At 32.9% G+C, this 21,220-nt stretch carries 16 protein-coding genes and 1 pseudogene; 11 read left to right on the top strand and 6 right to left on the bottom strand.

From position 1 onward, the window contains the following. Window position 1: 1 nt before the first annotated feature. The gene (locus BC952_RS06235) at window positions 2–949 is read right to left on the bottom strand and encodes a TerC family protein (RefSeq protein WP_121364696.1); all 948 of its coding nucleotides are present in this window, start codon (window positions 947–949) and stop codon (window positions 2–4) included. Between the two features lie 298 nt (window positions 950–1,247). On the opposite strand from BC952_RS06235, the gene BC952_RS06240 reads away from it, so the two are divergent. The 9 genes from BC952_RS06240 (at window position 1,248) to BC952_RS06280 (ending at window position 11,326) form a co-directional block, all read left to right on the top strand. Further along, window positions 1,248–3,437: a glutamine synthetase III family protein gene (locus tag BC952_RS06240; RefSeq protein ID WP_121364697.1), complete on the top strand. Its 2,190-nt coding sequence runs from the start codon at window positions 1,248–1,250 to the stop codon at window positions 3,435–3,437. Window positions 3,438–3,810: 373 nt separating this feature from the next. Continuing rightward, entirely contained in the window at window positions 3,811–4,467 is a 657-nt protein-coding gene (locus BC952_RS06245; protein WP_167445702.1) for a hypothetical protein, read from the top strand. Window positions 4,468–4,668: 201 nt separating this feature from the next. Continuing rightward, entirely contained in the window at window positions 4,669–5,187 is a 519-nt protein-coding gene (locus BC952_RS06250; protein ID WP_121364699.1) for a hypothetical protein, read from the top strand. Between the two features lie 3 nt (window positions 5,188–5,190). Then, window positions 5,191–5,922 (top strand): curli production assembly/transport protein CsgE, encoded by a 732-nt coding sequence (locus tag BC952_RS15010; protein WP_244200101.1) that lies wholly within the window; start codon window positions 5,191–5,193, stop codon window positions 5,920–5,922. A 111-nt stretch (window positions 5,923–6,033) separates the two neighbouring features. After that, the gene (locus BC952_RS06260) at window positions 6,034–6,444 is read left to right on the top strand and encodes a curli production assembly/transport component CsgF (RefSeq protein ID WP_091174085.1); all 411 of its coding nucleotides are present in this window, start codon (window positions 6,034–6,036) and stop codon (window positions 6,442–6,444) included. A gap of 131 nt (window positions 6,445–6,575) precedes the next feature. Beyond that, on the top strand, window positions 6,576–7,952 hold the full coding sequence (locus BC952_RS06265; RefSeq protein ID WP_121364700.1) for a CsgG/HfaB family protein: 1,377 nt from the start codon (window positions 6,576–6,578) through the stop codon (window positions 7,950–7,952). Window positions 7,953–8,022: 70 nt separating this feature from the next. Then, window positions 8,023–9,504, top strand: coding sequence for a carboxypeptidase regulatory-like domain-containing protein (locus tag BC952_RS06270; protein WP_244200102.1), 1,482 nt, complete (start codon window positions 8,023–8,025; stop codon window positions 9,502–9,504). A gap of 229 nt (window positions 9,505–9,733) precedes the next feature. Further along, complete coding sequence (locus BC952_RS06275; RefSeq protein ID WP_121364701.1) at window positions 9,734–10,912, top strand: AIR synthase related protein; 1,179 nt, start codon at window positions 9,734–9,736, stop codon at window positions 10,910–10,912. A 54-nt stretch (window positions 10,913–10,966) separates the two neighbouring features. Further along, window positions 10,967–11,326: a hypothetical protein gene (locus tag BC952_RS06280; protein WP_121364702.1), complete on the top strand. Its 360-nt coding sequence runs from the start codon at window positions 10,967–10,969 to the stop codon at window positions 11,324–11,326. 192 nt (window positions 11,327–11,518) lie between these two features. On the opposite strand, the gene BC952_RS06285 is transcribed toward BC952_RS06280, so the two are convergent. Further along, complete coding sequence (locus BC952_RS06285; protein ID WP_121364703.1) at window positions 11,519–14,347, bottom strand: M16 family metallopeptidase; 2,829 nt, start codon at window positions 14,345–14,347, stop codon at window positions 11,519–11,521. 248 nt (window positions 14,348–14,595) lie between these two features. Between BC952_RS06285 and BC952_RS06290 the strand changes: the two genes are divergently transcribed. Beyond that, window positions 14,596–15,192, top strand: a complete 597-nt coding sequence (locus tag BC952_RS06290) for a GNAT family N-acetyltransferase (RefSeq protein WP_121364704.1) — start codon at window positions 14,596–14,598, stop codon at window positions 15,190–15,192. A 32-nt stretch (window positions 15,193–15,224) separates the two neighbouring features. Here BC952_RS06290 and BC952_RS06295 read toward each other — a convergent pair whose 3' ends face one another. Both BC952_RS06295 and BC952_RS06300 read right to left on the bottom strand, forming a co-directional pair. Next, window positions 15,225–17,378: a PAS domain-containing protein gene (locus tag BC952_RS06295; protein WP_121364705.1), complete on the bottom strand. Its 2,154-nt coding sequence runs from the start codon at window positions 17,376–17,378 to the stop codon at window positions 15,225–15,227. A gap of 226 nt (window positions 17,379–17,604) precedes the next feature. After that, window positions 17,605–18,276: a DUF6629 family protein gene (locus BC952_RS06300; RefSeq protein WP_121364706.1), complete on the bottom strand. Its 672-nt coding sequence runs from the start codon at window positions 18,274–18,276 to the stop codon at window positions 17,605–17,607. A gap of 479 nt (window positions 18,277–18,755) precedes the next feature. On the opposite strand from BC952_RS06300, the pseudogene BC952_RS06305 reads away from it, so the two are divergent. Then, a pseudogene (locus tag BC952_RS06305) lies at window positions 18,756–19,028 on the top strand (transposase); the annotation flags it as partial. A 227-nt stretch (window positions 19,029–19,255) separates the two neighbouring features. On the opposite strand, the gene BC952_RS06310 reads toward BC952_RS06305, so the two are convergent. Both BC952_RS06310 and BC952_RS06315 read right to left on the bottom strand, forming a co-directional pair. Then, window positions 19,256–20,374 (bottom strand): erythromycin esterase family protein, encoded by a 1,119-nt coding sequence (locus BC952_RS06310; RefSeq protein ID WP_121364707.1) that lies wholly within the window; start codon window positions 20,372–20,374, stop codon window positions 19,256–19,258. A 161-nt stretch (window positions 20,375–20,535) separates the two neighbouring features. Beyond that, the gene (locus tag BC952_RS06315) at window positions 20,536–21,039 is read right to left on the bottom strand and encodes a hypothetical protein (RefSeq protein ID WP_121364708.1); all 504 of its coding nucleotides are present in this window, start codon (window positions 21,037–21,039) and stop codon (window positions 20,536–20,538) included. Window positions 21,040–21,220 lie beyond the last annotated feature (181 nt).

Here is a 21,220-nt window from a genome sequence, read left to right on the forward strand (position 1 = left end):
ATTAGACCATTTCTTTGCTGCTCTTTCTTAGAGAGGCGACAATTCCTGCGATAAGTGAAACAGCTATAAAGGCCAATGATACCCATTCCGGTAATTTAATATAATCATGAAGTAGCATTTTAACCCCTACAAAACTCAAAATAGCAATAAGGCTGTATTCCAAATGAGCAAATTTGTCTAGCATGTGGGCGAGAAAGAAATACATAGAACGCAATCCTAGAATAGCAAAAATATTCGAACTAAAAACTAAAAAAGGATCGCTTGTTATGGCTAAAATTGCAGGAACACTATCTATAGCAAATACAACATCCATTACTTCAATAACAATAAGTGCTACAAAAAGAGGTGTAGCAGCTGTAATATGTCTTCTTTTTACAAAGAAATGCTCTCCGTCGATGTGATTGGAAATAGGTATGACTTTTTTCAGAGTCTTATAAATGAATGATTTTTTTGGTTCAAATTTTTCATCTTCCCCACTAAATAACATTTTCATGGCCGTATATATTAGAAAAACTCCAAAAATATAGGTCATCCATGTAAATTTGTTAATCAGTAAAACGCCAAAATAAATCATCAAACCTCTAAAGATAATAGCTCCTAGGATTCCCCAAAACAATACTCGATGTTGGTATTTTTGTGGTATTTTAAAGGCTGAAAAAATAATAGCAATAACAAAAATATTATCGATACTCAAGGATAATTCTATTAAATAGCCTGTGATGAATTTTAATGACGCATCCATAGGTTTCAAAGAATCTGGATTTGCAATATAATCCGTGGTGTAAAGCCAATAGATTACTCCAGAGAACATAAAAGATAATGCTACCCATATTGCAGTCCATTTGCCTGCTTCTTTTGAACTTATAATGTGAGGTGTTTTATTGAAAACTCCTAAATCGAGTGCAAGAAATATTAAAACAGCTACTAAAAATGAAATCCAGACAATCATAAGTATAATTTTTAAAGTTATGCAAAGATACTTTATGAATTTTAAACTTTCATAACTATTTTGTTGTAAAGTTATTTACTCTAAGTGTTATCAAAGCTGTTTTTTTGCTGAAAATAGGAGTTAAAAAAAATATCGCTATTAAAATTATTTATGTAGTGATTATTGCAGGTGTTTTTTAGGAATATGATAATTTTAAACCTACTGCCTATAAAAAAACAGAGGTAGAACTTTATAAAAGTAATAATTTCTATATATTTGCATCAAAATAATAGGGGTTTAATTAATTAAAATAATTTTTATGTCGACAATACGTTTTCAAGCTTTGAGAGAAGCTTCAAGCAGAAAGCCAGTAGATTTTCAGGAATCGGATAGAAAATCAACTATTTTTGGTTCAAATGTCTTTAATGACAAAGCAATGAGGCAATATTTGACCTCGGATGCTTTTAAAGGAGTGCAAGGTGCTGTTCAGCATGGAACTAAAATAGACAGAAAATTAGCGGATTATATCGCCATGGGTATGAAAGAGTGGGCTTTGTCTAAAGGAGTGACTCATTATACACACTGGTTTCAGCCACTTACCGGAACTACTGCTGAAAAACACGATGCTTTCTTTGAAACATCGTATGATGGTAGTGATCCTGTAGAAAAATTTGGTGGAGCGCAATTAGTGCAACAAGAACCAGATGCTTCCAGTTTTCCAAATGGAGGAATTAGAAATACATTTGAAGCAAGAGGATATACTGCTTGGGATCCAACTTCTCCAGCATTTATTTTTGGAACTACTTTATGTATTCCAACCGTTTTTATTTCATATACCGGAGAAGCTTTAGATTATAAAACGCCTTTGTTGCGCGCTCTTATGGTAATGGATGATGCAGCTACTGAAGTGTGTAAATATTTTGATAAAAATGTTAAAAAAGTTACCGCGACTTTAGGTTGGGAACAAGAATATTTCTTAGTAGACAGAGCTTTAGCAAATTCTCGTCCTGATCTTATTATGACAGGGAGAACATTGTTAGGACATACTTCTGCCAAAGGACAGCAATTAGATGACCATTATTTTGGCTCAATTCCAACACGTGCTTTAACGTACATGAGAGATTTAGAGCAAGAATGTATGTTGTTAGGAATTCCTGTAAAAACTCGTCATAATGAAGTGGCACCAAACCAATTTGAGTTGGCGCCTATTTTTGAAGAAACAAATTTGGCTGTAGATCACAACTGTTTATTAATGGACGTGATGCAAAAAGTGGCTGAGCGTCATGAATTGAAAGTTTTGTTCCATGAAAAACCTTTCAAAGGAGTTAATGGCTCAGGGAAACATAACAACTGGTCTTTAGCTACTGATACTGGTGTAAACTTGTTGAGTCCAAGTAAAACGCCAATGAGTAATTTGCAGTTTTTGACTTTCTTCATCAATACAATCAAAGCGGTAAATGATAATGAATCATTATTGAGAGCAGCTATTGCTTCTGCGAGTAATGATCACAGATTAGGAGCTAATGAAGCGCCTCCTGCAATTATATCCGTATTCATCGGTGGACAATTGACAAAAGTTCTAGCTGAATTAGAAGGGGTAACTACCGGTAAATTATCTCCGGAAGAAAAAACAGATTTAAAATTAAATGTAGTAGGGAAAATTCCAGATGTCCTTTTGGATAATACGGATAGAAACAGAACTTCCCCATTTGCTTTTACAGGAAATAAATTTGAATTCAGAGCAGTAGGTTCAACGGCTAACTGTTCTAATGCAATGACTACTTTGAATGCCATAGTTGCGAAACAATTAAGAGATTTCAAAGTTGAAGTTGATGCTTTGATTGATTCTAAAGACATGAAGAAAGACGACGCGATCTTCAATGTATTAAGAGAGTACATCAAACAATCCAAAAAAATTCTTTTTGAAGGAGACGGATATAGCGAAGAATGGGAGATTGAAGCCAAAAAAAGAGGCTTGAGTAATTTCAAAACAACTCCTGAAGCGTTAAAGGCGAGAGTTTCTAAGCAATCATTAGATTTGTTTTCTGAATTGAATATCATGAACCATGTTGAAGTGGAAGCGCGTTATGAAATTGAATTAGAAGAGTATACCAAGAAAATTCAAATTGAAGGCAGGGTTTTAGGTGATATTTCTAAAAATCACGTTATACCTACAGCAATCCGTTACCAAAATACTCTGATTGCAAATGTGAAAGGGCTGAAGGATATTTTTGGAAATGACTTTGAAACCATAGCTAAAGAGCAAATTATACTTATAAAGGATATTTCTAAACATATTGAAGGTATTAATACCAAAGTAAAAGAAATGACTGATGCCAGAAAAAGTGCTAATGCATTGACTGATGCTCAAGAAATGGCAGAAGCGTATTGTGATAAGGTAAAGCCATACTTTGAAATCATCAGGAACCACTGTGATAAATTGGAGTTGTTGGTAGATAATGAATTGTGGACTCTAACAAAATATAGAGAATTGTTATTCACTAAATAATAGTGCAGATAAATATTAAAAAAAAGAGGCTTTACGGCCTCTTTTTTTGTTAATAAAAACAATGATATCTTTAATAATTTTTTTCTTACTGTATCGATAGTTTATTTTACTCTTTGTCGATTTAGTTTTACACTTCATCGAAAAAATAATTAAATAGCTAAAAAACAGTGTTTTAGTTGTCAGGGGTGTTTAAAAACTTTTATATCTTTGATATGTAGTAATCAAATAAGCAATTAATTAAAAATGTATTTCTTATTAATTATTACCTAAAAAAGCAGATCCCAAATCACTTTTTTGAACCTATATATTAATTTGTATTAACAACCAATTAAATATATTTATTATGAAAAAAGTAATTTTAAGCATCTCCGCGATGCTTGTGGCCTCAGTTAGTTTTGCACAAGGAAATGTTAGTGCAGTAAATCAGTTTGGTATTGCAAATGCTGCTGTTATTACACAGTCTGGTTTAGAAAATGATTCAGATGTTTTGCAATTAGGATTTGCAAATTTGGCTGTCGTTGATCAAGACGGTAGACATAATGAAGCTGACATCAACCAAGGGGGAGCTTTAAACTATGCAAATGTTGACCAAAAAGGACGTCGTAATGATGCGTATATAGGTCAATTAGGAATTGCTAATGCTGCTTACATCACTCAAGATGGTAGAAGAAACGATGCTGTTATAGGTCAAGCAGGTTTCCTTAATTATGCTAGAACAACGCAAATAGGTAGAGACAACTCCTCAACTACTTTGCAGTTTGACATAGCGAATTCTTCTAACACTATGCAAGAAGGACATGATAATAACTCTCTTGTGTTTCAAGTTGGTATAGGAAATAGTGCCAATGTTGATCAATATGGAGAATATAACATGGCTATAACTACGCAACTGGGAACGGATAATACTTCTTACATCAATCAATTTGGTACAGCAAACTATGCTTGGACTATTCAAACTGGGGATAGCCATTTAAGTACGGTAAACCAATGGGGAGCTGGAAATATGAGTTTAGTTATGCAATCTAACTAATTACTTTCTAAAAGGCGGAATTGGTTAACCAATTCCGCCTTTTTTATTTTAAAAAAATATTATTTAGTTTTCAGAAATATTGAAATATTTTTTAATGAAAAGTAGCATAATAGAATTTTTTTGACTGCAATAGATTGTTTTAGGAATAGTTTATAGGTACTCTAAAAAATATTTAGTTTTAATATTCATAATCAATGACTCATGAAACCAAAATTCAATATTTTTTTATTTATACTTCTGTTTTTAACGAGCTATTTTGTTAAAGCACAAGAGTTTAATTCGCCTGTTAATTCATTGCTCTTAGTAAGTAAGGATTTAATATATAATGGGAATAACGAAATTGGGCAAGCTCAACAGTCATCAAATATTCAGTTTCTTACGAATACTAATTTAATACATATTTCTCAAATAGGTTTTAATAATTATTCAGATGCAAGCGTACCTAATGAAAGTTCTACCATTGTCATTGGTCAATTCGGATCAAATAATTATGTATCAGTTGATAAAAATGCGTATGATTTGACGCAATCAGTCACTCAGTATGGAAATAATAATTATGTGAGTGATTTTTCATTATATAGTTCGGGTTCAATCAATATGGCGATACATCAGGAAGGAAATAATTTGACGCTATTCAATAATGGCTCTAATTCAATATCCAAAGATTTGAAAATTACCCAAACAGGAAATTCGGGAGCAATTTATATTTTTAATCATTAAGTCATGAAAAGATTTTTAATTAAAATTGTGGTATTGCTGTTCTATTTTAATATTCAACTTTTGACCGCACAGGTTGTTTATAAAGAAGTTAAAGCAAAGATTGATATTGAAGAAATTGAAAATACTTTGTCAGTTGCAGGAACAGTTGAGAATTTAAAGTCAGAGTTTAAAAACATTTCATTTAAGCTTTCTGTTTTTAAAAAAAACAAATCGAATTCCAATAAATCAAGTAATGCTCAAGATGGTCGCGTTACGCTTGAGCCGATACAGAAAATCACGCTTTCCAAAACTCAGATTAATAAAAGCGCTGAAGATCAAATTATCATATTGTTGTTGATTTATGATGAAGATAATAAGATAATAGGAAAAGATCGGGTTGTTTTTGGGGAAGAGGATACAAATTTAGGGATTCTTAAGCCTAAAGATGGATTAGAGATGGTAGGTATTGTATCCAATGACACGAAAACTAAATTAGGGAATGATTTCTATGATCTTTTTTATAATGCGTATTCAAAATTAAAATTGAATTCCAGCAAGATTATCTCTGTTCAGGAAGAATTGACCTTTGGTAGAACCACTAAGATTTCAATATATGTAGATAGCGAAGTCATCGAAGAATTTATTGCAAAACCTGATGAAGACTTTTTGAAATATATGGCGGAAACAGCTGCTGCTAAAGTTTTTAAATATTTCAAGAATATTGAAAAACAAAATAAATTTATTACTCAGTATTGATTGTTTATTCAGGAGACTATTACAATTTTATAGTGACTTATGATAAAGAATTAATTTTCAGGTTGCTTTTTGTTCGCTTCTCAATAATGTTTTATTTAAATCAATTTCAATATGAGAACATTACTTTTAATGGCATTGCTTTTTGGAGTTTTTAATAACTCAAATGCACAAGATTTAGTCTATAAACCAAAGAATCCTGCGTTTGGCGGAGACACATTTAATTATCAATGGCTATTGAGTTCAGCTGATACGCAAAATGATTTTAAAGAAGATTCCAGAACAGGATTTGAACAGAAATCGGAGTTGGAACGGTTTAAAGAAAACCTCAATAATCAGTTATTAAATAAAATTTCTAACTCCTTATTTGAAGATCAGTTTGGTGATAAAGGTATAGCTGAAGGATCCTATGTTTTTGGCAGTTTAGCGGTAGATATCTATCCATCAAACCTTGGTTTAGTAGTTGATATACTTGATACAGACACTGGCGAACAGACGCAAATATTTATTCCAGGGAATAATTGATTTTTTTGAAAGATACACTTGGCTAGTTTTTATAGTTAAAAATTAATTCAATACTCACCTCATTCTTTACTTTAAGATTTGTGACATTATACTGTTTTTTTGCTCCCAAATAAGTTAATCAAGATATAACCATGAATAAAAAACCTACTATCATTCTTCTGCTTGTTTTTTTGTTTTCTAGCTGTGCAGCATATTTCAATCAACCTGTTGGTATCGAAAAAGCAATTTATGGTGAGAATACTCCCGCAACCTCTTCATTGTTGAAATTGCCTAAACCAAAGGAACCTGTAGTTGTTGGCGTTTATAAATTTAAGGATCAAACTGGACAATACAAAGCCATAGAGCAGGGGAGTACATTTAGCACTGCAGTTACTCAAGGCGCAACATCAATACTGATTAAGGCTTTGGGGGATTCAAAATGGTTTGTCCCTATTGAAAGAGAAAATCTGGGAAACCTTTTGAATGAAAGAAATATAATACGGTCTACACGTCAAGAATATGCAGCAAGCTCAAATACGAATGAATCGCAATTAACCCCTCTGTTGTTTGCCGGAGTTTTATTGGAAGGAGGTATAATATCGTATGATTCTAATATTATAACCGGAGGATTTGGCGCCAGATATTTTGGAACAGGAGCCTCAACACGGTACAGACAAGACAGAATTTCAATTTATCTCAGGTTAGTATCTACATCAAATGGAAAAATTTTAAATACCGTTTATGTTTCTAAAACAATTTTATCTCAAAGTGTTGATGCTAATTTATTTAAATACGTTAACATAAGAAGGCTTCTTGAAGTAGAAACAGGATTTACCAGAAATGAACCGATACAACTTGCCGTTACAGAAGCAATAGAAAAAGCAGTAGAAGGATTAATTGTTGATGGAATTAAAGATAATCTTTGGGAAGTAAATGCTACAAATATTCAAGTCAAAAACTTTTTAGATTCTTATACCAAAGAAAAAGATGAAGCTGATTTAGCCTTGCTTTATGGCAGAAATCAAAATGAAAAGCGCGGTAGATTTGGTGTAGAATTAGTTGGGGGAGCAACCTATATGGCAGGAGATTATCCCGACCCGGTAGCCAAGCCAATGTTAAGAGGAGCTTTCAAATTTTTTGTGACCCCCAATTTTAATATTAGTGCCTCTACCAATGTATTTAAACTTGGAAATAAAAACAAATTGGATGTGGGGTATACTTCATTGGATTTAAATTTAGAATATTTAGCACTTCCATACGATGTTTTGACACCTTACTTTTTTGTAGGAACGGGAACAACTTTTAATTCAGATTATAAAAATTCTAGCACTAAAATCCAATATGGGGCGGGTTTAGAATACTTAATAACCAATAATTTTGGATTCAAATTATATGGGGAGCATAATTTAAATTTTTCTGATAATATAGACTATATAGTGAGTGGTAAAAGAGATGATTATTATTGGCGTTTTGGAGCTGGAATAACCTATTATTTTCCACATAAATCAAAAATTAAAACAAAAAAATAATAGGATTGAAATCAAGATTTATACTGTTATTGATTGACCAGTTGTCTAATAAAAATAATACAATCTAAAGATGAAAAAAATAGGAATAAAAATAGTACTTTGTTTTATTCTCTTGGTTTCTTGCACCGAAGAACAAATTGATGATAGTGGTATAGGAATGGTAAAAGGAAGGGTAGTAAATTCAGAAACTTTTGAACCAATAGAAAACGCAAGAATATCGACGAGTCCCACTACGAATACATTTTTCACGGATAAAGATGGTTATTTTGTTTTTGATGAAGTCTTGGTAGGGAAATATTCTTTTCAAGCACAAAAAGAAGGTTATATTACCAAATTTGAACCCGCTACTGTGGTGAAAAATACAACAATACAAATAATATTCGAATTGGATGTTTCTACAGCAAATAATAAGCCTCCAGAAATTCCTTTATTAACAGCACCTGTAGATAATGCGAAAAGTCAAAGTTTAAAACTAAATTTAACTTGGACCGCTACTGATAAAGAGTCTGATCCGTTAACGTATACCGTCACTCTTAAAAATGGTACTACTGATGTTATAACTACCTATAAAGATATAAAAACTACTACGTTTGAAATATCAGGTTTGAGTTATAGTACAAAGTATTATTGGCAAGTTTCCTCTTCAGATGGTATAAATAGTCCGTCAAATAGTGTGACAAATACCTTTACAACTTTGGCATTTCCAAATCCTAGGTTTTTGTACATCAAAAAAGTAAACAGTAATAATGTTATTTACACCGCAGACGAAGCTGGAAATGAGTTGCAATTGTCTTCTTCTGAGGTGAATAGTTTTAGACCGAGAAAAAATTTGCAAATAAATAAAATTGCCTATATTAGTTCCGACGGGTCTCAAAATCAAATTTATACAATGGATCCAGATGGTTCAAATGTTTTTAAAGTTACGAATTCCATTCCCATAGCCGGATTTAATATGGAACACATTAATTACTGCTGGAGTACCAATGGAAGTCAATTGATTTATCCGAATTTTGACAAACTTTACCGAATTGATGCAAATGGAGGAGGATTGATAGAATTATTTAAAACACCAAATGGTAAGTTTATTTCTGAATGTGACTGGAGTCAGGATGGAACTCAAATCGTATTGAAAGTAAATGATTTATCTGGATATAATGCAGAGATCTATGTTATAGATAACGCGGGAGCTGTTCTTTATGAAGTGCTTTCTGGTTTAAATGGTGCAGTTAGTGGATTAAATATTTCTGTAGATAATCAAAAAATTGTTTACACGAGGGATATTTCAGGTTATCAAAGTTCAAATTACAGAAGACTAGATTCTCGAATTTTTATCTACAATCGTATCACTAACACTTCAACCGAATTAGATACCAAAAAGCCAGATGGCTACAATGACTTGGATGTTAAATTTTCTCCTAATGAAGCAGACGTAATTTTTACAAATACGTCTAATGATGGAATTTCTATAAAAAATATTCAAAAAGCCAGTATCACTGACGTTGATTCCCGTACCACTTTATTTACTGGCGGTTCCATGCCTGAGTGGAAGTAATACTTCATCTTTTTTGTAAAAATGTCTATCTGTTTCGGATAGACATTTTTTTTACATGCATTTTAAGATATTTCTCTCTTAGATACTAAACGTAAGGTGTACATAAATTTTCTTTGCAGGACAAATTTATCACGAAACACTTCTTATTACTCGATAGGCAAAACCCAAAAAAATAATTACCTTTGCCAGACAACTACCTGCCATAAAGCAGGCTTCACAACTATACTACATGAGTTCAGATACTTCAAAAAGATATGCGCTACGCGGTGTTTCGGCATCCAAAGAAGATGTTCATAATGCCATAAAAAACATAGATAAAGGATTGTTTCCACAAGCTTTCTGTAAAATTGTCCCGGATTATTTAACCCAAGATGATGACTATTGTCTGATTATGCATGCTGACGGAGCCGGAACTAAATCCTCTTTGGCTTACATGTATTGGAAAGAAACCGGAGATATTTCCGTTTGGAAAGGCATTGCTCAAGATGCTTTAATCATGAATATTGACGATTTATTGTGCGTAGGAGCAACTGATAATATTCTACTTTCATCTACCATTGGAAGAAATAAAAATTTGATTACCGCCGAAGTAATTTCAGCGATTATTAACGGAACTGAAGAACTGATTAAAGAACTGGATTCTTTTGGAGTAACCATACATTCCACTGGCGGAGAAACGGCAGATGTGGGTGATATTGTTCGAACAATAATTGTAGATTCAACAGTTACGGCTCGAATGAAACGTTCTAAAGTGATCGATAATGCCAATATCAAAGCAGGTGACGTAATTGTAGGATTGGCTTCTTTTGGTCAGGCTACTTACGAGAAAAGCTATAATGGAGGAATGGGAAGTAACGGATTGACATCGGCGCGTCATGATGTTTTCGGGAAGTATTTGGCGACCAAATATCCGGAGAGTTTTGATGCTGCAGTTCCTGAGGAATTAATCTATTCCGGACAAGTAAAATTGACAGACGCCGTTGAAAATTCACCAATCGATGCCGGACAATTAGTGCTTTCGCCAACCAGAACCTATGCGCCAATCATCAAGAAAATTTTAGACCAATATTCTTCCAATGAAATTCACGGAATGGTGCATTGCAGTGGAGGAGCGCAAACTAAAATTTTACATTTCGTAGAAAATTTACATATTATAAAAGACAATTTATTTCCAGTTCCGCCATTATTCCAGTTAATTCAGGAACAATCTAAAACGGATTGGAAAGAAATGTACCAAGTGTTCAATTGCGGTCACCGTATGGAAATTTATGTCCCGGAAGCAGTTGCACAAGACATTATTGCGATTTCTAAATCATTCAATGTTGATGCAAAAATCGTAGGTAGAGTAGAAGCTGCTACTGCAAAAAAACTGACTATTGCCAGTGAATATGGAACTTTTGAATATTAAGTAGCTTTATTGTAAGTTCATTTTTCAATTGTTTAATCTTTTAATTTTTTATCTATGTACGAATTGGTTTTTTGGAAATATCTTGAGGGAATTTATCTCAACCATCACTTAGTTTATGAAACTATTACTGAAGAACAAGCTGAAATTGAAGGCCTTGAAGAACTGCCTGTTCCAGTTATCTTGAATAGAATCGCTTCCGTATTTTCAAAATGGGAAAAAGTAGACGAGAAAAGTTGGAAAAATAACAATGGTGTAGGTGCTTTTCATATCAGGACGACGCCTCAAAGTATTAAAATTGATTGTTATGGTACTGAAGGAAAAACAATGGATTCTTTAGTGAATATAATGGATGAATTTAAATGTCCACTATATGATCCGCAAGTTCCGGAGCGTCATGACGAAATGAATGAATAAAATTTTCAGGAGCTTATCCAGCACTCCGTTACAATACTCCCTTAAAAAAAATATTTATCTAAATCCTGAAAGGAGCTTCCGTTGGTCGCTCTTTCAGGACAAGAAAAATTATCTTTTTTGCAGTCGGGATTTTCACTTCGATCTGGGCTACATCAATCAGTGATGTATAACCCAAATTAGTTTAAAATCAACTTATTTTACTGTTGGTTTATTCAGAAGAATTGGTTCTCCAAAACCAATTTGTTCTAGTTTTTTCAATTGCGTTTCAGCATCACCTATCACTAAATAGATCATTTTATCAGCATTCAAATACTTTTCTGAAAGCTTTTTTATAGCGTCAATACTACTGTTTTTCACAGTGTTTTCCTGTTGCTTTGCGTAATCATCAGCGTAATTGTAGTTGCTGATATCGTAGAGCATTTCCAGTTTAGAAGACAAAGTTTCAAATGCTCTGGCATTGCTTTTTATTAAATATCCTTTTGTCACTTCAAGATCATTCTCGTTGAAGTTTTTTCCATATTGCGAAAGAATTTCTTTGATTACCCTAACGGATTCAAACGTTACATTCGAACGAACTCCACTTGCAATAGTAAAAGGACCTTTGTTTACAGAACCATTGAAGGAAGAATTGATGCCATACGTATATCCTTTTCCTTCGCGTAATTGTTGCGTCAATTGTGATGCAAAACTGCCACCACCCAAACGGTAATTCATGATTTGAACAGGATAAAAATCCTCATCAGTTGCGGCAAGCGCAGGATATCCAATTCGGATTACCGATTGTTTTGCACCCGGAACATCATAGAAATAAATTTTGGATGACGCTACGGTATTTGTAGTTAATGCTTTAGGAACCGTAACTTTTTTAGCTTCCCAGTTTTTATTTAAAGTCGCTAGTGAATTGGTCACCTCCGCTTTTGAAATAGCACCCACAATTTGGAAATTTGTAATTGATGGAGCTGAATTTTTAGCGTAATAATTTTTCAAATCATCAATAATAATACTGTTTACAGCGTTTTCGGTGCCAATGCGGTTGTTGGATAAAATAGATTCGTTTCCATAAATTAATTTTTTGAATTCATTTCGGGCAATACTGTTTGGATCCGCTTTTTGCTGTAGAATTTGGCTTAACGTACTTTGTTTAATTAAATTAAATTCCTTGGTATCCCAACGTGGTTCTAAAATTATTTCCTGAACTAATGCCATAGTCGCATTGTAATTCTTAGCTAAGGTATTTCCTGTAACAAATATAGATTCATCACTTGCATAGGCTCTTATGGTGGCTCCTAGACTTTCAATCGCATTCTCCAGTTGCTCAGGAGTTTTGTTTTTAGTTCCTTTTGTCATCAGTTCCGCCAGCATATTCGAAACTCCTATTTTATTTGCTTCTTCAAGCAACATTCCGCCTTTTATTTGCAATTGAAATTGAACAAGCGGCACTTCGTGGTTTTCAATTCCTAATACGTTTAGACCGGATGACAACTTGCTTTTCCAAACTGTTGGTAATTTTACATCAGGACTTTTTCCATAAGCGGGTTCAACGCTTCGGTCAAATTTGGAAGGAGTCTTTTCATAGCTTGCAACAATACTGGCATCAAACGCATCTTCTTTACCTTCAATGATTTTTTCCTCAACAACGGCTGCTAATTGTGAACTTTCCAAGATTAAATTGGTTTCTCCTTTTGGAACAAAACTGGTGGCTACAAAATGTTTTCCTTTGATGTATTTTTGATATACACGCATTACATCTTCGGTAGTTACCGCAAGAATGTTTTTGACATCTTGATTGATATAATCCGGAGTTCCTGCAAAAATTTCATATTGTGCCAGTTGAAATCCTTTTCCTAAAACACTGGATAAATTGGTGTAAAAAGCAGTCTCTTGTCCGGCTTTAATTCGATTTAAATCTTGCTGCGAAATTCCTTCGGCTTCGAAGTTTTTAAAAGCTTCGTTTACGCCGTTCATTACGTCATTCAAATTTGTTTTTTCAAAAGCAGTAACACTTAGCATGTATTGACCCGCAATTTCTGAATTGTATTGGAAAACATCAGCGGCATCTGTTATTTTTTTGTCTTCCACTAAAGTTTTATACAAAGGTGCTTTTTTACCTTTAGAAAGATAGCTTGCCAAAACTTCTAATGCATAACTATCAGGATGGTATTCGTAAACCGAAGGCCATGTTACCGTGAGTTGCGGCAATTTGGCAAAATTATCTTCATAATATAATTTTTTAGTTTCCGTCAATATCACAGACTGTTTTTCCATTTTGGGAATGGCTTCCCCACGTTTGATTTCTCCAAAATATTTTTCGACCCAAGCTTTTGTTTGTTTGACATCAAAATCTCCGGCAATTGTTAATGTTACATTATTTGGTACATACCAGCGGTTGTAGAAACTTTTTACATCTTCCAGTGTGGCATTTTGTAAATCTTCTAAGGAACCGATAACTTCCCAACTGTAGGGATGCGTTGCCGGGTATAAATTTTTAGAGATTACAGAAAAATTGTGTCCGTAAGGTCGGTTGTCATAACTCTGTCTTTTTTCATTTTTAACGACTTGTTTTTCTTTGGCTAAAACTGGCTCTGTAACCGTGTTGATGAAATAACCTAATTTATCGGCTTCGGCCCAAATCATTTTTTCTAATGCATCTTTAGGAACGGTCTGATAATAATTCGTTCGGTCTCTGCTGGTAGAACCATTGGCACCAGCCCCACCAATACGAGCACTCATTTTATCAAGCCCTCCTTTTCCTAAATTTTCCGATTCCAAGAAAAGTAAATGTTCAAATAAATGCGCAAATCCTGTACGACCTGCTTTTTCTCTTGCGGATCCTACGTGACTCGTCAAAGCAACAGCTACAACAGGATCTGAGCGGTCAATATGCAAGATGACTTGCAATCCGTTTTCTAAGGTAAATTTTTCAAATGCTACTTTGAATTCTTTTGATTTTTTATTTTGGGAGTGAGACGAAAAAGTGCTAAAAAGCACCAAATAGCACATTAATAACTGGATTGGTTTCATTTTTTGAATTTAGGTTCAACGTTATTTTTCACAGCAAAGATCATTTTGCTTTAGACACTAAAAGTAAGAAAAAATAAAATACTATAGCATTAGCAAGTGTTAAGTTGGATTTTTGGATAAAGGCTATTAATCATTAAACAACATATTTGGTAGATTAGTAATGTAGCAGGAAAAAATATTTTTAGTACTAATCCTTTATGGTTTATATTTGAACGTCTTTATTGCTACACTCTAAATTGAATACCAACATGGATTTTAACTTTTCTGACCCTATAGTTTTGGAGGATGAAACTGTTTTATTACGGCCGTTGCAGGAATCAGATTCTGAAAATTTATTGGAAATTTCCCTTAATGAGCCAGAAACTTGGGAATATTCTTTGGTGCGTGCCAATGGCAGAGAAAATCTTGAAAAATATATTCAGATTGCACTAAAAGCCAGAGAAAACCAAAAAGAATTTCCCTTTGTCGTTTTCGATAAAAAATCAGGAGAATATGCCGGAAGTACTCGTTTTTACGATATTAATTTTGAATTTAAAATGCTGCAATTGGGCTACACTTGGTACGGAAAAGCTTTTCGGGGAACCGGACTTAATAAACATTGTAAATATTTACTTTTGCAATATGCATTTGAAACGCTTGGAATGGAGCGGGTTGAATTTCGAGCTGACAATAATAACGAGCGAAGTATTGCAGCCATGAAAAGCATAGGTTGCAAAGTGGAAGGTATATTGCGCAATCACATGCCAACCTTAGGAAGTGACGCTCGGAGGGACAGTATTATTTTAAGTATTCTAAAAAATGAATGGTTTGATGAAGTGAAAGAGAATCTAAAAAGGAGATTATAGCAAATAATCCTTTGCAAATGTAGCTTTCAAGTTTAAAGCATTGTGTCAGCATTTCCTTTTCGGAAACCTATTAATTGTCGGTATTTTGATTCCGTTTCCTTCAATTCTTCTTCCATTTGTTTGTATTTGCTAATATCCTTTATGGTTACAACCGCTGCGACCACATTGTTATTTTGATCGACTAAAGGCCTGCCGCTAATCAGTACTCTTTTCTTTTCCTGAGCTACTGGATTCCAAAGAATGATTTCGACATCATTGGTTACTTCACCACTCAATGCACGTTCCATAGGTAAATTTTGTGATGGGAAAATGGTTTTTTCATCGGGGAAATACAACTCAAAATGGTTGCTTAAATTAGTAGATATTTTGTCGTCTTCTGCTATTCCAAAAATCTCATTAGCCATATTGTTAGCCATTATTATTTTTTTATCGGCATTAGCCACTATAATTCCCTCGCTGATATTTTCGACTATTAATCGTAATTTTTCCTCATTTTCATAGAGGTCATCAATGGCACTCTGTTGCTTATCTTCTAATTCGACAATCTCCGTTACATTGCGTCCAACAGAATAAAATACTCCGTTTTGAAGATCAATGTTACTATTCCAATCGAGCCACTTATACGAGCCGTCTTTGCACATAAACCGTGTTCTGAAATTGACAACGGATTCTCCTTTTAAATGTCTTTGCAATATTTCGACAGCAGTTTGTTTGTCATCCGGATGAATTAAATCTATGAATTTAATCCGATTCATATCATCTTGTGTATACCCTAATGTTTTGGTAAAAGCGGGATTAATTTTTATAAAATGTTCCTCTTTAGCGACTGTTAAAATATCGAATGCCATATTGAAAAACATATTTGATATTTTTAGGGATTCTTCATTTTTAATCAATTCAGATACGTCTCGTGCAACAGCATATATGATTCCAGTTTGAATATCGATTGTACTAGTCCAGTCTAACCATTTATAGGATCCGTCTTTCAAGCGTTCCCGAACTCTATGAGTAACCACAGAATCACTGATTCTTAATTTTTTGACACCATCCATAAAAATTTCGGCATCTTCAGGGTGTATAAAACTTAAAAAGGGTTTGTTTATTATTTCCTGTTGATCATATCCTAGAATTCTGGTAAAAGCAGGATTGACTTTCACAAAATTTTCATTTTTAATCACTACAAACATATCAAAAGACATGTAAAAAAAGGTATTTGCGACATTCAACGCATTTTCAATCTCTTTTTTATCTGTGATATCACTAGCTACGGCATACAATAATCCGCTTTTTACATCGGGGAATACGGACCAGACGAGCCACTTGACAGATCCGTCTTTACAAATATATCGGTTTTCGAATTTAATAGACGCAGCTCCTGTCTGTAATTTTTGTACTTCTTTTTTAGTGATTTCTATGTCATCGGGATGCGTAAATTCTAAGAAATTTTTGCGCAAGAGTTCTTCTTCTGAATATCCTAAAATTTTACTGACTGCCGGATTCACTTTTATAAATTTTTCCATCGATGAGATAATCATCATATCTACTGACATCATAAAGAATTTATCAGCTGCTTTAGAGGATTCTTCCAGTTTCTTTCTTTCGGAGATATCAGTAAAAATTCCACCAATAGCATAAATTCTTTTAGCGGCATCGTAAATAGGAAATTTTACAGCAATATAGGTATGCTTGCCATCAGCCTGTAGAATTGTTTCTTCGGTTTTTAATTCTTTCAACGCTTTGACAACTTCAAAATCCGAATTTCGATACGCATCTGCTGTACTTGGTGCCAAAAAATCATGATCCGTTTTACCTATAATTTCCAGATTTGAGATTTTAAACAAGGATTCAAATTCTTTATTAATCAACAGGTATTCGCCATTTATTTTTTTTATAAACATAGGACTTGAAGTGTTGTCAAGGATTGACTGCAGTAGTTGTTTGTTTTCTAAAAGTAATTCTTGAGAAGTGTTTTTAGCTCGAAGTTGAGCCCGAATAATAAAGTAAACAACGGTCAGCAAAATAACAGAAAGAATAATCAATGCAATTTCAATCCAATTTAATGAAGTATCTAAAGCTTGGTTTCTCTTTTTGTCAATCCTTAAAATAAAAATTCCAGCTATTGCAAAAACAACGAATAGATTGATGACAAAACCAATGATTATTTTTTTTTCTAAAGAAATTTTCATAGTCGAATGGTATAAAAATTAAATAGTAGCGATCTCAATATTTAAAATGGAGATTTGAATGTAAGTATGTGAAAGTTAGTTAATTAAATTGAATTTGCAAACGTTTTTTTCATATTTGTTATTACGTTTCAAACCAATATAAAGCAGTAAGAAAAATTGCTTGTAAATTTTGTTGTAGCTTTTGTTTTTACTGTTATCTTATGTTTTTCAGAATTACTTCAAGAAGTTAAACTTTGGCAAAATCTGAAATTTGTTTGTCCTTATTTTTAATTCCCTGAAGTATAAATAAAATAAGGATACTAATAATTGATGCAAAAAAACACCAAACTGAAATAACATGCTTAGTATATAAAAGTGCCGTAATTACATAAGCAATTGTAATGAACAATCCCAGAAGCCACATTCTCTTAATACTGGAGATAAATGTGGGAATAATTGTTGCGCTAAAATAGAGTAGATCACCATAATTGCCAAATCGGACGGGATAATCATGTTGGTACAAAATGTGGTGTCCTATTATTTTTGCTTCCGAAGGAAAACCAATCAGTAAATACAGTTGATAACAAGAAACCAGTATACCTATTAGTAATAGTATTGACTCAAATTTTTTGCGTTTTGTGCTTTTTTCAAGCTTCAATAAGGCAAAAGGAATCCATGTTGGCCACAAAATTTGTGCAAAAAAAAGGAAAATATAAGTCATCGGTTGCTGTAATGAAGCGTAAGAAGAATTCGTTAGGGAAAGCCATAAAAAGCCTTCAGATGCTTGTTGCAAGCAAAAAATTAATGGAATTCCAGCAAAGTAGAAATGTGAAGTATGCTGTATATTTTTGATTGTTCCGACGCTTATCACTGAAAGAACTATTGCTGCTCCAAAACTTGCACTGGCTGAAAAACACATAAGCTTTTAATTAAGATGAATTAAAACTCAAGAATGCGTATAACTTAAATCTAATTTAATACCATAATTATGGATAGATAATCCTCATCTTTTTATAGTTGAACCAACCCAAATAAGATATTTATTATGGAAAGGTGGAACAAATAAATTCTTACTACTTGCTAAGTTAGTGATAATTTGCAATTTAGTCATTGAAAATCAGATAATTGTAATTTTAAAAAAAGTCTAAGCTAAAAAAAGGTATTTATGTAGAGGAAGATTTCTATAACTCATTAGAATACTTAGTACAACTCTTTGGAAAAACTGAAAGAAAAAAAAATCTTACACCATTGGAAGCTGACCGATCTCATGTCTGTTTAATTATTCGAGTTTATAGAAGGGTTGTCATTTGCAAAAATTAATTGTTCTGACGCAAACGACAAGAATTGAAGCGTAGCGGAAATCACGAAAACAAATAAAAAACAATAAAAATTGAGTAAATCAACGAACATATATTTGGCACCATCAAACGGCAATGGGGCTATAACCATACCAACTTAAAGGGATTAGAAAAAGTAAACGGAGAACATAGCCTGATTATGCTGGTGTATAACATCAAACGGAGTGTCATTATCCTAGGCGTTCCAGAACTGATTACCAAACTCAAAAAATGGAACTCACCCTACAAGGCGAAAGTCTTGTTTTTGCTAAAAAAGAGTTATTTAAAGCTGAACTTAGAACACTATTTCTATCAAACTAAAATTGCAGCCTAAAAATAACGACCTGTTAAATGCCTTATATTTGAATTCTTGAGTAGAATTATCTGAAGTTTTTGAAAGTAAAATAGGTTTTTTCACAACCTGACGTCTTGGCGCTACAAGAGGTTTGGGATTAAAGATGCGAGTTTTTTCCATTATGCACAAATTTTCCAAATACAAAACCATTTTTAAATTAAGCCTAATTCCCAAATTGCTTGTAGCGTGTGTTGGCTGCAGTATTTTTAGTAACTTACTTTCTCTCCATTTCCAATGAAAACAAGTGCATCAAAATGTTTAAAATAATTAAACGCCGTATTTCCCATGCCAAACATACCAACAAATTTTGTGTCCTTTAATTCAGGATATTCTTTACTTATCAAACTTGAAAAAATTATAGAATTACCTGTTATGTTTGGTAATAAATTCAACAGATTGTTTTTCTGTTTTACTTGCGTTTCAATAAAGCTCGTTTTTCGGTAAGACATTTTTATTGGAGCGAAACCAATGTGAAAAGTTTTTCGATTAGTTTGTTCAAGAAATTTTGCACCCATAATTTTGCCATCCATAAATTCCTCCTTCATTTTTGAAATATGAGCATTTGCGGCCCAAACAATTATTTTTTGTTTTTCTAATTTTTCTGCTACAAATTGTAGGTTGCTTGCCATCTGATTATCCCTAATTTCATATGCTTTCAATTTTGATGTGGTATTTTGTAATATGATACTTTGAAAACTTTGAAGAAATTGAAACCACTGTTTATTTTCCTGAACACTATCAGCTTGCAAAATAATATTAATTTTTTCAACTAGATATTTTATATCGTTTTTTGAGAGTTCTTTTTCAAATTCGGGTCCACGTTTGCACACAATATCTACAAAATCTTTAAATTGTTTTTCATATGTAATATTGTTTTCATTCATGAATGAAAAAAGTTGTGGTGAAAAATTAAGGAAACTGTAACCCATACTAAATTGATTATCAAATCCCCAAATTGTAACTTTTTGATCTTCTAAAAAATTAAATAAGGCTTTACATTGTTTTGATTTTGACCAAAACGGAAACAAAAAATTTTTATCGTTTGTATTGTATAAAGCAAAGAAATCTCCTTCAAACGCAATGTTTTTGTAACCATGTTCTAGTACCAAAAATTTCACAAATTCTGTTTTTGCCAGAAAATCAGAGCCAATGTGATGTTCCGATTCACCCATAAAAATCATGTCTTTTTCGGCAATTTGTAATGATAGTTCTTTTTTTGCATCTTGATTTAGTAATGTATCAATCGAATTCAACATTATTATAGACTTTTGTCCAATCATCAAATTCGTAAAAGCACATGTAACTAATAATAGGTAAGTTTTCATCGTTTTGAGGTAATATTGCAGCCAACGTCCCCGCGCTACAAGTAGTTTGGGACTAAATTAAGCTCTATTTTCGGATTTGCCAAATCTTCCAAATACAAAACTAACTTCAAATTAAGCCTAAAACCCAAATTGCTTGTAGCGTGTGTTACAGGAAGTGGATTCTATGCAGTTATTAATGGATAAATGGCCTTTAGTTTTTTTATATTTAACTCTTTAAAATTCACTTCTAATATTTTGTCAATTTTTGTAGAAAAAAGACAGCTTATAAAAATAACTTTTTTGTCTGTTGTTAGAATTTGGGCATAGTAATAATCTTCAAAAGGAAGACTTCTAATTGCACTATTTAACAATCTGTTGGGCATCATAAAAAATGTTATTTCTTTTATGTCGGCTATTGAAATGAACTCTTCTTTATTGTTAACAGTCTTCGTTATTCCGCTTTCATCGATTTTATAAATAATTCCCGTGCCATTTATGTAATAATTCAAATGGATAATAACTACGGGAATAAAAAAGATAGCTAAATATGGTAATGAGAATATTAGTACAGCTCTTTTTTCTAGTGGTATTTCAGCATATACTAACCCACCAATATATAGTGAAGTAATAAATAGTAGCGAAAACAATGATTTTAATTGTTTCCATAATGTTATCTTGAGGATCATAGTTTATTTTCTCCGATTTTTTATTCCATTTCCTGTAACGTTCCCGCGCTACACGCAGGCTGGGATTAAAGATGCGTAATCTTTCGGTTAAAAACAAATGTATAAAATACAAACTATTTTCCCATTAAGCCTATTGCCCAAATCCGTTGTAGTAGCTGTTACAGGAAGCCTTTTTTATCGT

The organism is Flavobacterium limicola (genome assembly GCF_003634755.1).
In the GTDB taxonomy this organism is placed as follows: Bacteria; Bacteroidota; Bacteroidia; order Flavobacteriales; family Flavobacteriaceae; genus Flavobacterium; species Flavobacterium limicola.

Coding starts and splice junctions, on each gene's coding strand:
- BC952_RS06235 (WP_121364696.1), bottom strand. CDS start 949: ATGATTGTCTGGATTTCATTTTTAGTAGCTGTTTTAATATTTCTTGCA.
- BC952_RS06240 (WP_121364697.1), top strand. CDS start 1,248: ATGTCGACAATACGTTTTCAAGCTTTGAGAGAAGCTTCAAGCAGAAAG.
- BC952_RS06245 (WP_167445702.1), top strand. CDS start 3,811: ATGCTTGTGGCCTCAGTTAGTTTTGCACAAGGAAATGTTAGTGCAGTA.
- BC952_RS06250 (WP_121364699.1), top strand. CDS start 4,669: ATGAAACCAAAATTCAATATTTTTTTATTTATACTTCTGTTTTTAACG.
- BC952_RS15010 (WP_244200101.1), top strand. CDS start 5,191: ATGAAAAGATTTTTAATTAAAATTGTGGTATTGCTGTTCTATTTTAAT.
- BC952_RS06260 (WP_091174085.1), top strand. CDS start 6,034: ATGAGAACATTACTTTTAATGGCATTGCTTTTTGGAGTTTTTAATAAC.
- BC952_RS06265 (WP_121364700.1), top strand. CDS start 6,576: ATGAATAAAAAACCTACTATCATTCTTCTGCTTGTTTTTTTGTTTTCT.
- BC952_RS06270 (WP_244200102.1), top strand. CDS start 8,023: ATGAAAAAAATAGGAATAAAAATAGTACTTTGTTTTATTCTCTTGGTT.
- BC952_RS06275 (WP_121364701.1), top strand. CDS start 9,734: ATGAGTTCAGATACTTCAAAAAGATATGCGCTACGCGGTGTTTCGGCA.
- BC952_RS06280 (WP_121364702.1), top strand. CDS start 10,967: ATGTACGAATTGGTTTTTTGGAAATATCTTGAGGGAATTTATCTCAAC.
- BC952_RS06285 (WP_121364703.1), bottom strand. CDS start 14,347: ATGAAACCAATCCAGTTATTAATGTGCTATTTGGTGCTTTTTAGCACT.
- BC952_RS06290 (WP_121364704.1), top strand. CDS start 14,596: ATGGATTTTAACTTTTCTGACCCTATAGTTTTGGAGGATGAAACTGTT.
- BC952_RS06295 (WP_121364705.1), bottom strand. CDS start 17,378: ATGAAAATTTCTTTAGAAAAAAAAATAATCATTGGTTTTGTCATCAAT.
- BC952_RS06300 (WP_121364706.1), bottom strand. CDS start 18,276: ATGTGTTTTTCAGCCAGTGCAAGTTTTGGAGCAGCAATAGTTCTTTCA.
- BC952_RS06310 (WP_121364707.1), bottom strand. CDS start 20,374: ATGAAAACTTACCTATTATTAGTTACATGTGCTTTTACGAATTTGATG.
- BC952_RS06315 (WP_121364708.1), bottom strand. CDS start 21,039: ATGATCCTCAAGATAACATTATGGAAACAATTAAAATCATTGTTTTCG.